This window comes from Streptosporangium sp. NPDC002524 (genome assembly GCF_040295985.1).
GTDB lineage: Bacteria > Actinomycetota > Actinomycetes > Streptosporangiales > Streptosporangiaceae > Streptosporangium.
In genome coordinates this window covers 1-17,463 of record NZ_JBEOWK010000015.1, presented here as the reverse complement: position 1 = coordinate 17,463, position 17,463 = coordinate 1, and the positions used below count along the sequence as shown (strand labels likewise).

General features: G+C 70.4%; 15 protein-coding genes, 1 tRNA gene and 1 pseudogene. 3 read left to right on the top strand and 14 right to left on the bottom strand.

All coding sequences use genetic code 11. The annotated features are described in order from the left end of the window. Positions 1 to 235: 235 nt before the first annotated feature. Entirely contained in the window at positions 236 to 1,606 is a 1,371-nt protein-coding gene (locus ABT053_RS25005) for a cystathionine beta-synthase (protein WP_350971807.1), read from the bottom strand. Positions 1,607 to 1,738: 132 nt separating this feature from the next. On the opposite strand from ABT053_RS25005, the gene ABT053_RS25000 reads away from it, so the two are divergent. The 3 genes from ABT053_RS25000 (at position 1,739) to ABT053_RS24990 (ending at position 5,747) form a co-directional block, all read left to right on the top strand. Continuing rightward, a complete protein-coding gene (locus tag ABT053_RS25000; RefSeq protein WP_350971804.1) occupies positions 1,739 to 2,713 on the top strand; it encodes an SGNH/GDSL hydrolase family protein in 975 nt (324 codons plus the stop codon). 59 nt (positions 2,714 to 2,772) lie between these two features. Beyond that, entirely contained in the window at positions 2,773 to 4,119 is a 1,347-nt protein-coding gene (locus ABT053_RS24995) for an outer membrane protein assembly factor BamB family protein (protein WP_350971803.1), read from the top strand. A 407-nt stretch (positions 4,120 to 4,526) separates the two neighbouring features. Then, entirely contained in the window at positions 4,527 to 5,747 is a 1,221-nt protein-coding gene (locus ABT053_RS24990; RefSeq protein ID WP_350971801.1) for an acetyl-CoA C-acetyltransferase, read from the top strand. Between the two features lie 183 nt (positions 5,748 to 5,930). On the opposite strand, the gene ABT053_RS24985 is transcribed toward ABT053_RS24990, so the two are convergent. From ABT053_RS24985 to eno, 13 genes and pseudogenes are all read right to left on the bottom strand, one after another. Then, entirely contained in the window at positions 5,931 to 6,341 is a 411-nt protein-coding gene (locus ABT053_RS24985; protein WP_350971799.1) for a PPOX class F420-dependent oxidoreductase, read from the bottom strand. Positions 6,342 to 6,411: 70 nt separating this feature from the next. Next, the gene (locus tag ABT053_RS24980) at positions 6,412 to 6,639 is read right to left on the bottom strand and encodes a DUF4287 domain-containing protein (protein ID WP_329093696.1); all 228 of its coding nucleotides are present in this window, start codon (positions 6,637 to 6,639) and stop codon (positions 6,412 to 6,414) included. 187 nt (positions 6,640 to 6,826) lie between these two features. Continuing rightward, entirely contained in the window at positions 6,827 to 7,612 is a 786-nt protein-coding gene (locus tag ABT053_RS24975; protein ID WP_350971797.1) for a Bax inhibitor-1/YccA family protein, read from the bottom strand. A 147-nt stretch (positions 7,613 to 7,759) separates the two neighbouring features. After that, on the bottom strand, positions 7,760 to 8,143 hold the full coding sequence (locus ABT053_RS24970) for a winged helix-turn-helix transcriptional regulator (protein ID WP_350971795.1): 384 nt from the start codon (positions 8,141 to 8,143) through the stop codon (positions 7,760 to 7,762). Positions 8,144 to 8,249: 106 nt separating this feature from the next. Further along, positions 8,250 to 9,080: a helix-turn-helix domain-containing protein gene (locus ABT053_RS24965; protein WP_350971794.1), complete on the bottom strand. Its 831-nt coding sequence runs from the start codon at positions 9,078 to 9,080 to the stop codon at positions 8,250 to 8,252. Between the two features lie 391 nt (positions 9,081 to 9,471). Continuing rightward, positions 9,472 to 9,544 (bottom strand) — tRNA-Leu (locus tag ABT053_RS24960). 202 nt (positions 9,545 to 9,746) lie between these two features. Then, positions 9,747 to 11,063, bottom strand: coding sequence for an NAD(P)/FAD-dependent oxidoreductase (locus ABT053_RS24955; protein ID WP_350971792.1), 1,317 nt, complete (start codon positions 11,061 to 11,063; stop codon positions 9,747 to 9,749). 170 nt (positions 11,064 to 11,233) lie between these two features. Next, positions 11,234 to 12,034, bottom strand: coding sequence for a uracil-DNA glycosylase (locus ABT053_RS24950; protein WP_350971790.1), 801 nt, complete (start codon positions 12,032 to 12,034; stop codon positions 11,234 to 11,236). Between the two features lie 180 nt (positions 12,035 to 12,214). Further along, the gene (locus tag ABT053_RS24945) at positions 12,215 to 13,294 is read right to left on the bottom strand and encodes a hypothetical protein (RefSeq protein ID WP_350971788.1); all 1,080 of its coding nucleotides are present in this window, start codon (positions 13,292 to 13,294) and stop codon (positions 12,215 to 12,217) included. 231 nt (positions 13,295 to 13,525) lie between these two features. Then, on the bottom strand, positions 13,526 to 14,485 hold the full coding sequence (locus ABT053_RS24940; RefSeq protein WP_350971786.1) for a Ppx/GppA phosphatase family protein: 960 nt from the start codon (positions 14,483 to 14,485) through the stop codon (positions 13,526 to 13,528). Positions 14,486 to 14,670: 185 nt separating this feature from the next. After that, positions 14,671 to 15,156: pseudogene (locus ABT053_RS24935) on the bottom strand (DUF501 domain-containing protein); the annotation flags it as partial. A gap of 40 nt (positions 15,157 to 15,196) precedes the next feature. Continuing rightward, on the bottom strand, positions 15,197 to 15,607 hold the full coding sequence (locus tag ABT053_RS24930) for an FtsB family cell division protein (protein ID WP_350971784.1): 411 nt from the start codon (positions 15,605 to 15,607) through the stop codon (positions 15,197 to 15,199). Between the two features lie 282 nt (positions 15,608 to 15,889). Then, positions 15,890 to 17,167, bottom strand: a complete 1,278-nt coding sequence (gene eno, locus ABT053_RS24925; protein WP_350971782.1) for a phosphopyruvate hydratase — start codon at positions 17,165 to 17,167, stop codon at positions 15,890 to 15,892. Between the last annotated feature and the right edge of the window lie 296 nt (positions 17,168 to 17,463).

Genomic DNA, 17,463 nt, shown 5'->3' with positions numbered 1-17,463 from the left:
CTCTGCCCCCGGAAACTCTGAGCCTCGAGACTCCGACCCCGGAGACCTACGCCCCCGCCCCTGCCGGTGCCCCCGCCAGACCTCGGACGCCGCGCCCTCGGAGCCCCTCGGAGCCCCCCGTAGCCCCCCGGATCTCCGGGGACGCGGGGCCGGGATCCCCTCGCGTCCCCCGGGAGCCGGAGGGCGGGAAGGCGGGAAGGCGGAAAGGCCGGGAGACCGGCCGGAGGGCACGGCCCTAGTGGTTGGCGAGGAAGGCCAGCAGGTCCTGGCGGGTGATCAGGCCGACGGGCTTGCCGTCGTCGAGGACGACCGCGGCGTCGGCCTTCTCCAGTGCCTCGACGGCGATGGAGACCGGCTCCCCCGCGCCGATCGTCGGCAGCGGCTGCGACATGTGGGCGGCCAGCGGGTCGGTCGGCCGCACCCGGCCCCGGTAGAGGGCGTCGAGCAGGTCGCGCTCCAGGATCGAGCCGACCACCTCGGCGGCCATGACCGGCGGCTCCTCCTTCATCACCGGAAGCTGCGACACGCCGTACTCGCGCATGATCGAGATGGCCGTGTCGACCGACTCGTGCGGGTGGGTGTGCACGAACTCCGGCATGCCCGAGCTCTTGCGCGTCAGGACGTCCTTGACCAGGCCCTCCTCGCTGGAGGTGGTCAGGAAGCCGTAGTCGGCCATCCACTCGTCGTTGAAGATCTTCGACAGGTAGCCCCGGCCGCCGTCGGGCAGCAGCACCACGATCACGTCGTCCGGCCCGGCCCGCTCGGCCACGCGCAGCGCCGCGACCGTCGCCATGCCGCAGGAGCCGCCCACCAGCAGCGCCTCCTCGCGCGCCAGGCGGCGGGTCATGTTGAAGGAGTCCTTGTCGGAGATCGCGATGACCTCGTCGCAGATCGTGGTGTCGTAGTTGGCCGGCCAGATGTCCTCGCCGACCCCCTCAACCAGGTACGGCCGCCCGGTGCCACCGGAGTAGACCGAGCCCTCCGGGTCGGCTCCGATGACCTTGACCCGGCCGCCGGAGACCTCCTTGAGGTAGCGGCCGGTGCCGCTGATCGTGCCCCCGGTGCCGACGCCCGCCACGAAATGGGTGATCTTACCCTCGGTCTGCTCCCAGACCTCCGGGCCCGTGGAGTGGTAGTGGCTCTCGGTGTTGTGCGGGTTGGAGTACTGGTCCGGCTTCCAGGCGTTCGGCGTCTCCTTGGCCAGCCGGTCGGAGACCGAGTAGTAGGAGTCGGGGTGGTCGGGGGAGACCGCCGTCGGGCAGACCACGACCTCGGCACCGTAGGCGCGCAGCACCGAGATCTTGTCCTGGGCCACCTTGTCCGGCACCACGAACAGGCAACGGTATCCCCGCTGCTGGGCCACGATGGCGAGGCCGATCCCGGTGTTGCCCGAGGTGGGCTCCACGATCGTGCCCCCCGGGCGCAGCTCCCCCGACCGCTCGGCGGCGTCGATCATCCGGACCGCGATGCGGTCTTTGACCGACCCGCCCGGGTTGAAGTACTCCACTTTCGCGAGCACCTGGGCGGAGATGCCCTCCGTCACCTTGTTCAGTCGGACGAGAGGGGTGTTGCCCATCAGCTCGACGAGCGAGTCATGTACGCGCACCGGGATATCACCTCGAAATACCAAAGCTCGGTCGGCTTGTTGTTGTGGTCACCGTGATCCCATGGGGGTGCGGGGACTCGGCTGTGTTACCAAAGGCAACGCTACCGCCCCGTACGGAGGGAGCGACGCCACGTGATCTGGACACCTGGAGTGGCGAGAACAGCCCGCCGCATCGCCGCGGCGGCCGCGCTGGGCGGAGGGGGCCTCACCGCGCTCGGCGCGGCGACCTACGGCCTGCTGCTGGCCGAGGCGCTGGTGGCCCGGCGCGCCGTCGGCCGCCCGCACGGCATGGAGGGACCGCCCTCGGACGGGGTGTACGGGGCGTTCGGCGGCGAACCACTCAGGATGGTCATGCTGGGCGATTCCACCTCCGTCGGCCTGGGCACCTCCGACCCGGCGGAGACGCCCGCCGTGCTGATCGCCAACGGGCTGGCCGTGATCGCCGAGCGGCCGGTGCGGCTCACCGTGGCGGGCATGTCGGGGGCGACCTCCGCGGAGCTGGGCGAGCAGGTCGACAAGGCCCTGAAGGCACGTCCCGAGATCGCGGTCGTCTTCATCGGCGCCAACGACGTCACCTCCCAGAGCAGGCCCGCCCATGCCGTACGGCACCTGCAGAAGGCGGTCAGGCGGTTGCGGGAGGCGGGGGCGGAGGTGGTCGTGGGCACCTGCCCCGACCTCGGGACGGTCCGGCCGATCGCGCAGCCGCTCCGCTGGGTGACACGGCGCTGGAGCCGCCAGCTGGCCGCCGCGCAGACCGTCGCCGTGGTCGAGGCCGGTGGGCGGACGGTGGCCTTCGCCGACCTGCTGGGGCCCGAGTTCGACACGAACCCCGCGGAGATGTTCGGCCTTGATCGTTATCACCCATCTGCCCAAGGCTATCTCCAGATCGCTTACGCGGTGCTACCGTCCGTATGCAGTGCGTTGGAGCTGTGGCCCGAGCCCCGGGCCCGGCGCACTGAGTCGATCTACCTCGCGGCGGCCAAGGCCGCGGAGGAGCCCGGCGCCGAGGTCTCCGCGACCCGTGTCGCCGGACGAGCGACCGGACCTCACGGACGGTGGGTGACCATGCTCGGCCGCAGGCCGGGGATGCGGCCCAACGACGCCTGAACACGGTCACCCTCCGCTGCGAAGCCGTAACGCCTCGCCCGCATTGGAGTGGAATACCCGTGATCCGGCCCCTCGCGAACCCGGCCCTGGTGCTCGCCGGAGCTCTGGCCCTGGGCGGCTGCTCCGGCACGACGGAAGCGGCCACCCCGGACCATCCCACCTGGCACAACACCGAGACGAACGCGGTCAGCCGCACCACCACCGCCGCCGGAGTCGCCACGACGACCTCCATGAGGGCCGACGGCACGCTGGAGACGGTGGCCCTCGACCTCGCCACCGGCAGGAAGCTGTGGGCCCACCCCTCGACCATGGCGGGCCGCCTGCCGGGGATGGGGGTGCCCGCCCCCGCGATCGTCGAGACCGCCGCGGGGCAGGCCGTCGCGGTGACGATCGACCCCGCCAGACGGGGGCGCTGGAAGGCCACGCTCGTCGGCCTCGACGGCAGGACCGGGGCGCGAAGGTGGAGCCGCCCGGTGCACTCCACCTTCGGCCCGCAGCGGTGCGGGGCGTTCGTGTGCGTGCCCGAGAACACCGCGCTCGCGAGCGCCCGCGTCGTCGTCCTCGACCCGGTGACCGGCAAGGTCATGTGGAAGATCCCCGGGATCGCCGAGGCCGAGTGGTCCGACGCCTCGCGCGTGGTGTTCCTCCGCCTGGCCCGCCACCCCGTCCTGGAGGCGCACGACCTGAGGACGGGCAAGACCATCTGGCGGACCCCCGTCGAGCAGCCCCTCGGCTCCGGGGTGGACCTGTCGGGGGGCTGGTCCTTCGGCGCGACGGGGGGAAACCTCGTCGGATACGTAGCCCCCTACACCAATCCGAAGACGAGCAAGGTCTCCGCCTTCGGCCTGTTCTCCGTCAAGCTCGCCGACGGCACGGTCAACTGGATGCGCCCGTCGGTGGTCCGCGTCTACCCCAGCGGCAGCCCCGGCTTCGCGCCGGTGGTCCGCCCGGTCGACCAGGAGGGCCGCTACGGCGGGTTCGCCCGGCTGGAGGCCGGCAGCGGCCGGGTGCTCGGCCAGATCTCCGCCGAGCAGGTTCCCGAGTCGGGCTGGTGGCTGGCCTTCCCGCCCCGGATGGAGAAGGTCGGCTTCCTGCGGCACGGCAAGCCGGGCAACGCCTTCGACCTGCCCACCGGCCAAAACGCCGACGTCAAGGACGAGCGGGCCTGGTCCTTCTGCGTGACCGACCCCAAGCCGCTCGCGCTCAAGGGCCAGAACTCCGGCTTCTACTCGGTGGCCTCGCTGTGCCAGTTCAGGCTCGCCGACGGCACCCGGGTGTCCGGCTCGGGCGCCCCGCCCCTGTGGTTCACCGGCAGCCAGAACGGCTGGCGGATGTGGCGCGACGAGAAGGGCGGCCTCCACGGGATCAAGGACGGCGACGGCACCTTCCCCGGCATGTACGGCTGACCCCCGGACGCACGACCGTCCCCCGGGGTGGACCACCGACCGTCCGCATGTACGGCCGACCGCCCGGACGCACGACCGTCCCCCCGGACGAACCACTGGCCATCCGCATGTACGGCCGACCGCCCGACGCACGCCTGACCGCCTGGACGCACGACTGTCCATGTGGACGCACGCCTGACCGCCCGGACGCACGGCTGATCATCCGGCATCCGCCACCGCTTCCGCCCGGCCGGACTTCGCGGCCGGGCGGGACGTCGGCGCGCGGCGAGGCCCCGTCCCGCCTCCGGACCGGACGGGGCCTTGTGCTTACCGTACAAAGTTCTGTTTCTACGCCCCCCGGGCGTGGCTTCCGGCATACCGCGCGGTACGCTCCGCTTGAGGAGCAGACACGAACCCAGGAGAGCCACATGCCCGAGGCAGTCATCGTCGCGACCGCGCGCTCGCCCATCGGACGCGCCTTCAAGGGGTCCCTCACGGACATCCGCCCCGACGACCTGACCGTACAGATCGTCCAGGCCGCGCTTGCCAAGGTCCCCCAGCTCGACCCGACCACGATCGACGACCTCATGCTGGGCTGCGGCCTGCCGGGCGGCGAGCAGGGCTTCAACATGGGCCGGGTGGTCGCCACCCTGCTCGGCCTGGACAACGTGCCGGGCACCACCGTGACCCGATACTGCTCGTCCTCGCTGCAGACCACCCGGATGGCCCTGCACGCGATCAGGGCCGGCGAGGGCGACGTGTTCGTCTCGGCGGGCGTGGAGTGCGTCTCCCGCCTCAAGAACGGCAGCTCCGACCAGGGGCCCGACACGCTGAACCCGCTGTTCGGCGACGCCCACGCCCGTTCGGTCAGCGCGGCCGAGGGCGGCAAGGGGGTCTGGCACGACCCGCGCGAGGACGGCCAGCTGCCCGACGTCTACGTGGCGATGGGCCAGACGGCGGAGAACCTCGCCGGGCTGAAAGGCGTCTCCCGGCAGGAGCAGGACGAGTTCGGTGTCCGCTCCCAGAACCTGGCGGAGAAGGCCCTCGCCAACGGCTTCTGGGAGAGGGACATCACCCCGGTGACCCTGCCCGACGGGACCGTGGTGAGCAAGGACGACGGCCCCCGCGCGGGGACCACCTACGAGGCGGTCTCCCAGCTCAAGCCGGTCTTCCGGCCGGACGGTACGGTCACCGCGGGCAACTGCTGCCCGCTGAACGACGGCGCCGCCGCCGTGATCGTGATGAGCGACACCAAGGCCGCCGAGCTCGGCATCACCCCGCTCGCCCGGATCGTCTCCACCGGGGTGACCGGCCTGTCCCCCGAGATCATGGGCCTGGGCCCGGTCGAGGCCTCCAAGCAGGCCCTGGCCAGGGCGGGCATGGCCATCGGCGACGTGGACCTCGTCGAGATCAACGAGGCGTTCGCCGCCCAGGTCATCCCCTCCTACCAGGAGCTCGGGATCGACATCGACCGGCTCAACGTCAACGGCGGGGCCATCGCGGTCGGCCACCCCTTCGGGATGACCGGGGCCCGGATCACCTCCACGCTGATCAACAGCCTCGCCTTCCACGACAGGTCGATCGGCCTGGAGACCATGTGCGTCGGCGGCGGCCAGGGCATGGCCCTGGTCCTGGAGCGCCTCAGCTGAGACGCCGGACCCGCCGGACCGGCCGGGCGATCGGAGCCCCCGACGCCCGGCCGCGGTGTCCCCGCCCCGGGAACGACCGGTCGGCCGTGGCCGAGGACAGCCGGCCGGACGGACGGCCGTAACGGGGACGGCCGTGCCCGAGGACGGCCGGTCAGCCGTGGCCGAGGACGGCCGGACGACCCGTCAGCCGTGCACGTCGGGCCCGGCGCGGGTGATCGCGATCCTCAGGACCACCCGCCGCTCCCGCTCCATCGCGGCCCGGTAGTCGTCCCAGTCGGGGTGCTCGCCGGAGATGTCGCGGTAGTAGCCGACCAGGAGATCCATCGCCTCGGGCAGCGCGACGATCTCCGCGACGCCGTCGACCTGGATCCACCCGCCGAAGAACCCGTCGGTCGTCACGCAGAGCGAGACCTGCGGATTCCTGCGCAGGTTGCGCGCCTTCGCCGCGGTCTCCCGGGTGCTGACGATCGCGTTCCCCTCCGCGTCGAGCCCCACGACGACCGGGGAGAGCTGCGGGCGTCCGTCGGCGTGCGAGGTCAGCATGACCGCGCGGTGGTTGGCGCGGATGAACTCGCGTGCCTTGTCGTGATCCATGAACCCATCATGGCGCGCACAACAAAGCCCGCACCACCGGGGTGGCGCGGGCTTCACGGAGATAGGCGACTTACAGGTAACGGGTACGGCGATGCCGCTCGTGCTCGTGCACAATGGCGGCGGCGTAGCCGTGGGTCAGCCCGTGCTCGTCGGCGAGCCAGGTGGCGCGCTCGTCACAGCGAAGGAACGACGGGCCGTTGTCGATTGCTTGGAACCACTCTGGGAGTGCGCGTCCCGTGATGTCCGGGACCCTTGCGATCAGCTTGCTCTGCGTCTCCAGTGAGTGGTTCAACGACATGGGCACCTCCACGGATAGGCTCCTTTGCTCGACAGTGCATCACGAAAGCCCAGATAGCAAGCCCCGAGATGCTCTCTTCCGTCGCGGTTCGTCTATCCCCCGTTGCCTTCCGTTCACTCACGTGTCCGTCCGGAAAAAACGGGAGGCCCCGCCGGAACGTGTCCGGCGGGGCCTCTCGGCGTCGGTGTCAGTCGCTACTCGAGAAGTAGCTCAGCAGGCGCAGGATCTCCAGGTAGATCCAGACCAGCGTCATGGTCAGGCCGAAGGCCATCAGCCACGAGTACTTCTCCGGGGCGCCGTTCCGCACGCCGCGCTCGACCTCGTCGAAGTCGAGGAGCAGGAAGAAGCAGCCGATGAGGATCGCGGCGATGCTGAACACGTACGCCAGCACGCCACCGGAGCGGATGCCGATGCCGTCCTCGATGAAGAAACCGGCGACCAGGTTGATGAGCACGAGGCCCATCAGGCCCAGCCCCGCGGCCACGACGAACTTGGTGAACTTCGGCGTCACGCGGATGATGCGCAGCGAGTAAACGGTCAGCATCGCGGCGAACGCCAGAGCCGTACCGACCACCGCCTGGAAGACGATTCCGCTGTACAGATCGTTGTAGACGTGGCTGATCACACCGACGGCGACGCCGTAGGCGACCGAGTAGCCGAGGATCAACACGGGGTTGGTGCTGGACCTGAACGAGATGATCAGGGCGAGCACCAGGCCGACGATGACACCGATGATCGCCGCGACCATGCCGAGGTTGAGCGCCCAGGCGACCGCCGCCGAGACCACGAGCGTGCCAAGCGTGATGAAACCACGCACGACCACGTCGTCGATCGTCATCGTCCGTTGCGCGGGCGGCGCGTACGACGGCGTGTTGTACATGCCCTGAAGCTGCTCAGGGGTGGGGGTCGGCGAGCCCCAGCCTTGCTGCTGGTTCTTGCCCTGCCGACTGAATACGGGGTTCTTGCTCTCCATCGCTGCCTCCACGCTGCGACCTACGCGATCAGCGTATTAGATCGGTTGTCACACGGCCGTATCGTGCTGATATCTATGTTGTCCAAGTGGCCGTACGGCTACCGCCGATGTTGTCAACGAACGGGTAGCACGCCCGGTTCCCGGCCATCACGCCTGTTTCGCCGATCGCTCGTCGAAAAGCCGCTGCGACGCCTCGACCTCGTCGAGGTTGTGGCGCGCCCACTCGCAGATGCCGGTCACGGCCACCGACAGGTCGCGCCCCATCCGGGTGAGCACGTACTCCACCGTGGGCGGCGAGGTCGGATAGACGTTGCGCTCGACGATGCCGTCGCGCTCCAGCGCCCGCAGCGTCCGGGTCAGCATGCGCTGGTTGATGCCCTCGATCCGCGCCTTGAGCCGGGAGAAGCGCTGGGCCCCGGGCCCCAGCGCAGCGATCACCAGCAGGGACCACTTGTCCCCGATGTGGGCGATCACCTGACGGGCGATCCCGTTGGCCCGGAGCATGGGCTCCAGGTTCGCCTCGTTCCTCATGGTTACTATTTTATACCTGGGTCCCACACGAAGCCCAGGCGGCGCGGCGCATCGGACCGTGATCGCGTCCGCACCGCCCACCCGGCCGCCGGACGGGCGGGTCCCCTCAGCGCCAGCCGGTCCCGACGCCGGCGAGCCGGCCCAGGGCCCCGAAAGCGCGTTCGGAGGCGGGGCGCGGCTCGGGCTGGCCGACGACGAGCTGCTGGCCGTCCGCGGCGCCGACGCGGAACACCTCGTTGTGCAGGGTCAGCTCGCCGACCTCGCCGTGGCGGTAGGAAACGGATCGGTGCGTCCTGGTACGGACGTCGTGGCGGGCCCATATCCGCCGGAAGTCCTCGCTCTCGCGCGAGAGCTCCTCGACCAGCTCCAGCACGAACGGGTCCGCGCGGCTCACTCCCCCGGCGGCACGGAAGTGGGCCACCAGGACGTGGGCCTGCTGCTCCCAGTTCACGTAGAACTCGCGGGCGGCGGGATTGAGGAAGACCAGCCGCAGCGCGTTGTCGCGGTCGCCCAGCCCCCGGTAGAGGGCGTCGGCCAGGGGATTCCTGGCGAGGACGTCGAGCCGGCGGTTCAGCGCGAACACGACCGCGTGATCACAGCCCTCCATGAACCGCCGCACGTCCGGGCGCAGCAGGTCGCCGCAGCCGGCCGGTCCCTGGCAGGGTCTCCGGCGTACGAGATCGTGCAGGTGTCCCGTCGCCTCGGCGTCGAGCCGGAAGACCCGGGCCAGGGCCTCGATCACCCGGGCCGAGGGATTGCGCTCCCGTCCCTGCTCCAGCCGGATGTAGTAGTCGGTGCTCACGGCGGCCAGCATCGCGACCTCGTCCCTGCGCAGCCCGGGTGTCCGGCGGGGGGTGCTCGGCAGTCCCACCTGGTCGGCGGTCGTGACCTGGCGGCGGGCGCGGAGGAACTCTCCGAGCGGATTATCACCGTCCATATTGCTAAGTTACGGTCAGCTCCATTGAAAGGGAAAGCGCGAGGGCGCCCGGCCTCGCCGACGCGCCCGCCGCCCGGGTCACCGGACGGGCGAGGTACGGCGGCTCCGTATCCCGAACCCGCTCGCACTGGGACGCATCCGACCGCATCCGGCCGCATCTGGCCACATCCGGCCACGCGAACGGCGCGAAGGGCGGAAGCGCCTCCCCTGGGCGAATCCCGAGCACCCCAGGGAAACTGATCACATTTGGGTAACCCCGAAAGTTTCGCGGCGGCATTTGGGATGGACGGACGCGGCCGTTCGGCACCGGCCTTGGAGAGCGGGATAACGAGGAAAGGCCCACGACCGCGTTTTCACTGGTCATGGGCCTTGTTCGGCAGATCGCCATGAGTGCCCCCGGAGGGACTCGAACCCTCACTCGAACCCTTTTAAGGGGTTTGCCTCTGCCATTGGGCTACGGGGGCGCCGTAATCATACGTAACGGACCACTCATGCGTAACTGCTCAAGGCAACCGTCGCATCACTTCCATTGGAAACCCGTGGATCGCCTTGGCTTCGGAGGGACCCGGTCAAGGAATAGCACACCGCGGGGAACGGCGAACCCGGAGGTGGGCCTCGTCGCCCACCTCCGGGTTCGGGAGCCGGACCCGCTCCGCGGGCGGGGGTTCAGTTGGACGCCGCGGCGCGGAACTCCGTGCGCGGCTCCTCGATCTCGCCGAGGGAGACGGTCTCGCGCTTGAAGAAGAGCGCCAGGGTCCAGTCGGCCGTCACGCGGACCTTGCGGTTGACGGTGGGCACCCGCGACAGGTGGTAGGTGCGGTGCATGAACCACGCCGCGAGCCCGCGGAGCTTGATCCCGTAGACGTTGGCGACGCCCTTGTGCAGGCCGAGCCCGGCGACGGAGCCGACGTACTTGTGCCGGTAGTCGGCGAGATCCTTCCCGCGCAGGCTCCGGGTGATGTTGTCCGCGAGGACCTTGGCCTGCCGTACGGCGTGCTGCGCGTTGGGCGCGCAGTACTGGCCGGGGTTGGTCAGGTCGGGCACGCCCGCCACGTCACCGGCCGAGTAGGCGTCCTCGACGCCGACCACGGTCAGGCGGGAGGTCGTCTTGATCCGGCCGCGCTCGTCGAGCGGCAGGTCCCCGGCGTTGACGACCGGGCTGGGCTTCACCCCGGCGGTCCACACGATGGTGGCGGCCTGGAACTCCTCGCCGTCGGAGAGCTTGACCACGCCGCCCACGCAGGATTCGAGGCGGGTGTTCATCTTGACCTCGATGCCGCGCTCGCGCAGCTGCTCGGCGGTCCACGCGCCCATCTCGGGGCCGACCTCGGGGAGGATGCGGTCGGTGGCCTCGACGAGGATCCAGCGCATGTCCTTACGGGAGATGTTGCGGTAGTAGCGGGTGGCGTCGACCGCCATGTCCTCCAGCTCGGCGAGCGCCTCGACGCCCGCGAAGCCGCCGCCGATCACGACGAAGGTCAGGGCGCGCCTGCGCAGCTCCTCGTCCTCGTCGCTCTCGGCCCGGTCGAGGAGCTCCAGCACCCGGTTGCGCAGCGCGATCGCCTCGCCGACCGTCTTGAAGCCGATCGCGGAGTCGGCCAGGCCGGGGATGGGGAGCGTACGGGAGATCGACCCGGCGGCCATGACCACGATGTCGTAGCCGATCTCGTGCGGGGTGCCGACGTTGGGGGCGAAGGTGACGGACTTGGCCGCGTGGTTGACCTTGGAGACCTTGCCGTTGAGGATCGTCGCCTTCGAGAGCACGCGGCGGAGGGGGACGACCACGTGCCGGGGGGAGAGGTTCCCGGCGGCGGCCTCGGGGAGGAAGGGCTGGTAGGTCATGTGGGATTCGGGGGTCAGGACGGTGATGCGCACGCTTCCTTCGCGGAGTTCCCTGCGGAGGGTGTGCTGCAGACGCAGCACGGTGTAGAGGCCGACGTAGCCTCCACCGACGACCACGATGTGCTTGGAGTTGCGGTTCACTTCGACGCCATCCTTAGTTTCATAGCTTGTGAAACCTTTCACAAGCATACGCTCGGGCCTCCGATCACGCCAGCCGTCCATCTGGCAACCTGACCGGAATTTCCGCTAACGGCTAGAAACATCTGGTCTTCTCGGCAGAATTCCCGCCGATCTTCTCTTTGTGATCGAGTTCACAAGGCTCGGAGCGCGTTCGCCCTGGTGAAGAGATCGTCGAGCATCGGGGCGGTCACCCGGCCGGTGAAGGTGTTCTGCTGGCTGGGGTGGTAGCAGCCGAGAAGATGCACGGAACTTCCCCCCGGCGAGGTGATCTCCACCTCGGCGCCGTGCCCGAAGGGCGGTCTCGGCCGCGGCAGGGCGTACCCGGCGTCCCTCAGCGCGGGCCAGATCGCCTGCCAGGCGAAGCCTCCCAGCGCGACGACCACCCGTACGTCCGCCGAGACCAGCGCGACCTCGCGGGACAGCCAGGGGAGGCAGGCGGACCGCTCGGCGGGCTCCGGCTTGTTGGCGGGGGGAGCGCACCGGACCGCCGCCACCATCCGCGCGCCGACGAGCCGCTGGCCGTCGCCCGCGCGGAGGCTGGTCTCCTGTACGGCCAGGCCCGTCCGGTACAGCGAGGCGAACAGCCAGTCGCCGCTGCGGTCGCCGGTGAAGATCCTGCCGGTCCTGTTGCCGCCGTGCGCCGCCGGCGCCAGCCCGACGATGAGGATCTCGGGCCTCTCGTCGCCCCATCCGGCGATGGGCCGGCCCCAGTAGGTCTCCTCGGCGAACGCCCGCCTCTTGACCGTCGCCACCTCCTCGCGCCACCCCACCAGGCGCGGGCAGGCCCGGCAGACCGACTGCGCGGCCGTGAGCTCCGCGAGGGTACGGCTCTCCCCCGCGAGTTTCCGCACCTCGGCGGGGTCGTGCGCGACGGGGGTGTCGGGCCGGGCGGGATCGTCGGGCCAGCCGGATCCGGGAGGAACGTGGGTCATCCCTCGATGGTGCCCCACGATCCCGCCCGGCCGCTCGCTCCGTACGGGCCACGGGACCCGGCGGACGGGCGCGGGAACGCGAAAGGCGGCGTCCGCTGGGTGCGGACGCCGCCTTCCGTCTCACTCGGGACGCGGCCCGGCGTCAGCCGCCGGGCGCGCGCTACCTCGACCTACGTGCCATCACGTGTTGGTGGTGGTCGCGGAGGGAGAGGGGGACGGGGTGGGAGTGGGGGTCGGCGTGGGGGTCGGAGCGACCTTGCAGACGACCTTGGCCACCGCGGCGCCGGTGGTGGAGCCACCGGCGATCTCGATCGCGCGCTTGGACTCGCCGGTCGCCGTGGCGTTCCAGCTGTCGGACACGCCCTCACGCTGCAGGCCGTGACCGCTGAAGTGGGCGTACTTCCAGTCGCCCGCCACACCGTCGCGGATCCAGCGGTACTTCACCGTGGTGCGACCGGTCGCGCTGATCGTGCCGGTGAACGTACGGGTCGTCGGGCAGGTGCCCTCGTAGGCGGCCGGGGTGTCGACGGACGCCCAGACCTTCGGCGACGTGTCCTTGCACCAGATCTTGAAGTAGGCGCGGTTGGAGGAGGCCTCCACCGGGCCGACGATCTGCAGCGAGGCCCAGCCCCTGAAGTCGTCACGGGGCCTGATCACGTGGAAGACCTTGCGCGAGTCGTCGACGCGGACGGAGTCACGGTCGACGACGCGGCCGTTCACGACCCAGCGGTAGTGCACCCAGCGGACGCCGGAGGCGTTGATGCGACCGACCAGAACAGCCTTGCAGTTGCTCTCGTCGACCCACACCTGGGCGCTGACGCGGGGGGTGATGACCTCGTGCTTGTCCTCGCTGGACCCGCAGGAGACCGAGAAGTAGCCCTTCGAGGACTTCACAGCGCGCGGGGCCAGGACCTGGACGGCCTGCCAGCCCTTGACGTTGCCCTTGAAGGTCGCCTTCTCCTTGACCGTGAAGCTCTTGACGCCCTTGCCGCGGAAGGTGAAGGACTTCACCTTGCTCTTGGAGCCGTCGCCGCGCAGCCACCGGTAGGCGACCGTGGTCTTGCTCTTGACGGCCTTCACCTTGATCTTCGAGGAGAAGGTCACGTTGACGGGGCACTCACCCGCGTACTTCGCGGGGGATGCCTTGGGGGTTCCGGCAGAGACGGCCGGCCGCGGCTTGGCGGCGGCCGAGGCCACCTTCCCCGCCTGGCTCGAACCACTGGCCGCCGCTGCGGGCGTGGCCAGCATGCCTACTGCCATGGTTGCCAGCATGGCCGCGCTGGCTCCTGCTGCGGCTAGCTTGCCGGCTAGTCCGGACTTCATGAGGGGATGCTCCGTTCGTTGGGAAGCAAGATCGCTCAGGAGACGGTTGCCGGGCCGGCAACAGCTGTGCCGGGCCCCACGGCAAAGCCTCACTAAAGCTTCTTTACCTAACCATAAACGGGAAGCTTTCCTCAATACTCCTTAAACAGGCGAATTGTCTAGGTCTTGTTATGAATCAGAGAGTGACCACGCGATGCCGTCGAGGATGTCGTGCTCACTGGCGACCACGTCGCCGAAACCGTACCGGGTCACTATCCGGTCGAGGATGAGCGCGCCCGCTCCGATCACGTCGACCCTTCCTGGGTGCATGAGAGGAATCGCCGCCCGCCGTTCAACGGTCATTCCAAGCAAGCGCTCGGCGATGTCATGCACCTGACCTGCGGTAATTCGCGAGTGGTGAATTTTCTTCGGATCGTATTCCGGCAGGTCGAGCGCTATTCCGGCGACGGTGGTGACGGATCCGGCGAGCCCGACCATCGTCAGCGCCCGCTCCACGGGCACCTCGGCCGCGACCCGGTCGAGCGCGTCGTCGATGTCGGCGGTCACCGCCTCGATCGCCTTCGCCGACGGGGGGTCGCCCGCGTCGCGCAGGTGGCGCTCGGTCAGCCTGACACACCCGATGTCGACCGACAGCGCGGCCTCCACGCGCGCCGAGCCGAGCACGAACTCGGTCGAGCCGCCGCCGATGTCGACCACGAGGTACGGCGGGCGGGTGCCGTCGGGGGCGGGCAGGCCCGTCTCGGGCGAGAACCGCATCAGGTCGCGGGTGGCCCCGGCGAACGACAGCTCCGCCTCCTCCGCACCGGTGATCACTTCGGGCTCCACCCCGAAGATGTCGCGGACGCCGTCCACGAAGTCCTGCCGGTTGGCGGCGTCTCTCGTCGCGCTGGTGGCGACCACGCGGACCGAGGAGGCCCCGTGCCGGTCGATGAGCCCGGCGTAGCCGCGCATGGCGGCGAACGTGCGCTCCAGGGCCTCGGGGGCCAGCCTGCCGGTCTCGTCGACCCCCTGGCCCAACCGGACGATCTCCATCCGACGCTCCAGGTCGATCAGCCTGTCCCTGCCGATGTCGGCGACGAGCAGGCGGACGGAGTTGGTGCCACAGTCGATCGCGGCGACGCGGATCACTCGGTCTCCTTCGTGGTCGGTGCCTTGGTCGATGCCGTGGCCGGTGCTGTGGTCGGCTCTACGGCCGGTGCCTCGGTGGGTGCTGTGGCCGGTGCTGTGGTCGGCTCTATGGCCGGTGCCTCGGTGGGTGTCGGCTCTGCGGGCGGTGCCGTGGCTTGGGCACAGGGGGCGACGGCGGGGGCGGCGCACGGCCCGGCGGACCACCAGTCGCCGAGCGCGTCGAGGGCCTCGCGGCCGAAGGGGTTGCTCCCCGGAACGGCCAGCTCGTGCCCGACGAGGGCGTGCAGGCACTTCACCCGGGTGGGCATGCCCCCGGTGCTCTGCATGTCGCGGGGCAGCGGCTCCAGGCCGTCCTCGGCGGCGGCCCTGTCGCGGCGCGCCACGTAGTCGTCGTGGGCGGCCTGGTAGGCCTCGGCCAGCTTCGGGTCGTCGGCGAGCCTGGCCTGCATCTCCCGCATCAGCCCCGAGGTCTCAAGCGTGCCGATGGCCGAGGCGGCCCTGGGGCAGGTGAGGTAGAACAGGGTCGGGAAGGGCGAGCCGTCGGGCAGCCTCGGGGCGGTCTCGACGACGTCGGGAAGCCCGCACGGGCAGCGGTGCGCCACCGCGCGCAGTCCTCGCGGCGTCCGGCCGAGCTGTCGCTCCACCGCCGCCACGTCGTGGTCGTCGACCATTCGTGACACCCCCTGAAAGACGACACCCAGGGTATCGGCGTCACCCGGCGTCCTTGGCCGCCTTCTGTCCCCCGCCGCTGTCGGCGGCCTTGACCGAGTCCCACAGCGTCTCGTACCACGGTGGCCTGGCGACGGCCTTCCGCTCGCCGGCCGTGCCCTTGCCCGGCGAGGGAGAGCCTCCCATCACGACGTAGCACTTCTGCCCGGGGTCGCAGTAGAAAAGGCGCTCCCTGCCCTGCCGCTTGATGTAACCGGGGTCGAGGAGCTGCTTGGCGCGGTCGTCCAGGGCCTTGATCGCGGCGATCTCCCTGGCCTTCTCCTGCTCCAGCTGGGCGATCTGGCGGCGCTGGGCGACGTACTCCCTGATGGGGTAGGCGAGGCTCATCGCGATCGCGCACACCACGATCGCGAGCACCGCGGCCCGTCCCGTCAGCTGCGGCCGTGTCGCCATGCGCCCTCCTCCGTCTCCACGCTCTCGTGGCGTCGTCCGCCGTGCCCCGCACGGCGGACGCGACACCGGCGGGGAACGATCTCCCCGCGTCGATCCGGTCTCGATCTCCGGCACCGATCTCCGGCGCCCCGGCCTCCGACGCCGATCACCGGTGCCGATCTTCGGTTCCGGCCTCTTCGCGCCGGTCCCCGCGTGCCGGCCCCTCCTCGGGATCGGGGCGGGGGAACGGCGCTCGTCCGCGGTGCGGCCCGCGCCCGGGCGGGCGCGGGCCGTCAGACGAAACTACCGCCGGAAGCGCGGGAAGGCGGCGCGACCCGCGTAACGGGCCGCGTCGTCCAGAAGCTCCTCGATGCGGAGCAACTGGTTGTACTTGGCCACCCGGTCGGAACGGGCCGGGGCGCCGGTCTTGATCTGGCCGCAGTTGGTGGCCACGGCGAGGTCGGCGATCGTGGTGTCCTCGGTCTCGCCGGAACGGTGGCTCATCATGCAGCGGTACCCGCTGCGGTGGGCCAGGTCCACGGCGTCGAGGGTCTCGGTCAGGGTGCCGATCTGGTTGACCTTGACCAGCAGCGCGTTGGCGGTGCCCTCGGCGATGCCGCGGCCCAGGCGCTCCGGGTTCGTCACGAACAGGTCGTCGCCGACCAGCTGGACCTTGTCGCCCAGGGCGCGGGTGATGGCGTTCCAGCCCTCCCAGTCGCTCTCGTCCAGCGGGTCCTCGATGGAGACCAGCGGGTAGTTCGCGACCAGGTCCTCGTAGAAGGCGATCAGCTCGGCGGCGGACAGGCCCTTGCCGTCGATGGTGTAGACGCCGTCCGAGTGGAACTCGGAGGCGGCCACGTCGAGGGCGAGCCCGATGTCCTCTCCCGCGACGTACCCGGCCTTCTCGATGGCGACCAGGATCAAGTCCAGCGCGTCGCGGTTGGAGGGCAGGCTCGGCGCGAAGCCGCCCTCGTCGCCGAGGCCGGTGGCGTAGCCCTTCTCCTTCAGCACGGACTTGAGGGCGTGGTAGACCTCGGTGCCCATCCGCACGGCCTCGCGGAACGTCTCCGCCCCGATCGGGGCGATCATGAACTCCTGGATGTCGACGTTGCTGTCGGCGTGCGCGCCGCCGTTCAGGATGTTCATCATCGGCACCGGCAGCACGTGCGCGTTCGGGCCGCCGAGGTAGCGGAAGAGCGGCAGCTCGGCGCTCTCCGCGGCGGCCTTGGCCACGGCGAGCGAGACGCCCAGGATCGCGTTGGCGCCCAGGCGGGCCTTGTTGGGCGTGCCGTCCAGGTCGATCATGACCTGGTCGATGCTGCGCTGCTCGGCGGCGTCGAAGCCGAGGATCTCGTCGGCGATCTCGTCGGTCACGCCGAGAACGGCCTTCTCGACGCCCTTGCCGCCGTAGCGCTCGTCGCCGTCACGCAGCTCGACGGCCTCGAACTGGCCGGTGGACGCGCCGCTGGGAACCGCGGCACGCCCCTGGCTGCCGTCGTCCAGGAGGATGTCGACCTCGACCGTCGGGTTGCCCCGGGAGTCAAGGATCTCTCGGGCGGTGACGCCCTCGATGGAAGCCACGAAGCGCTCCTAAAGTCGCAGGACAGTTTGCCTCAGAAGCCTACCGAGACCTACTTACCGGTACGGCAGCAGGGACGTTTCCGGATGATGTTCATAAAAGGTCCGGAAGAGGTCCGGAAGGGGACGCGGAGGGGGTGGGGAGGGGACGCGGAGGGGGTGGGGAGGGGACGGGGAGGTGATCCGGCCGTGGGGGGGGCCGGGGGGGGGGGGGGGGCGCGGGGGGGGGGGGGGCGGCCCCCCCCCCCCCCCCCCCCCCCCGCCCCGCCGCCGAACCGGGGCCCCGCCGCCGGCGGCGG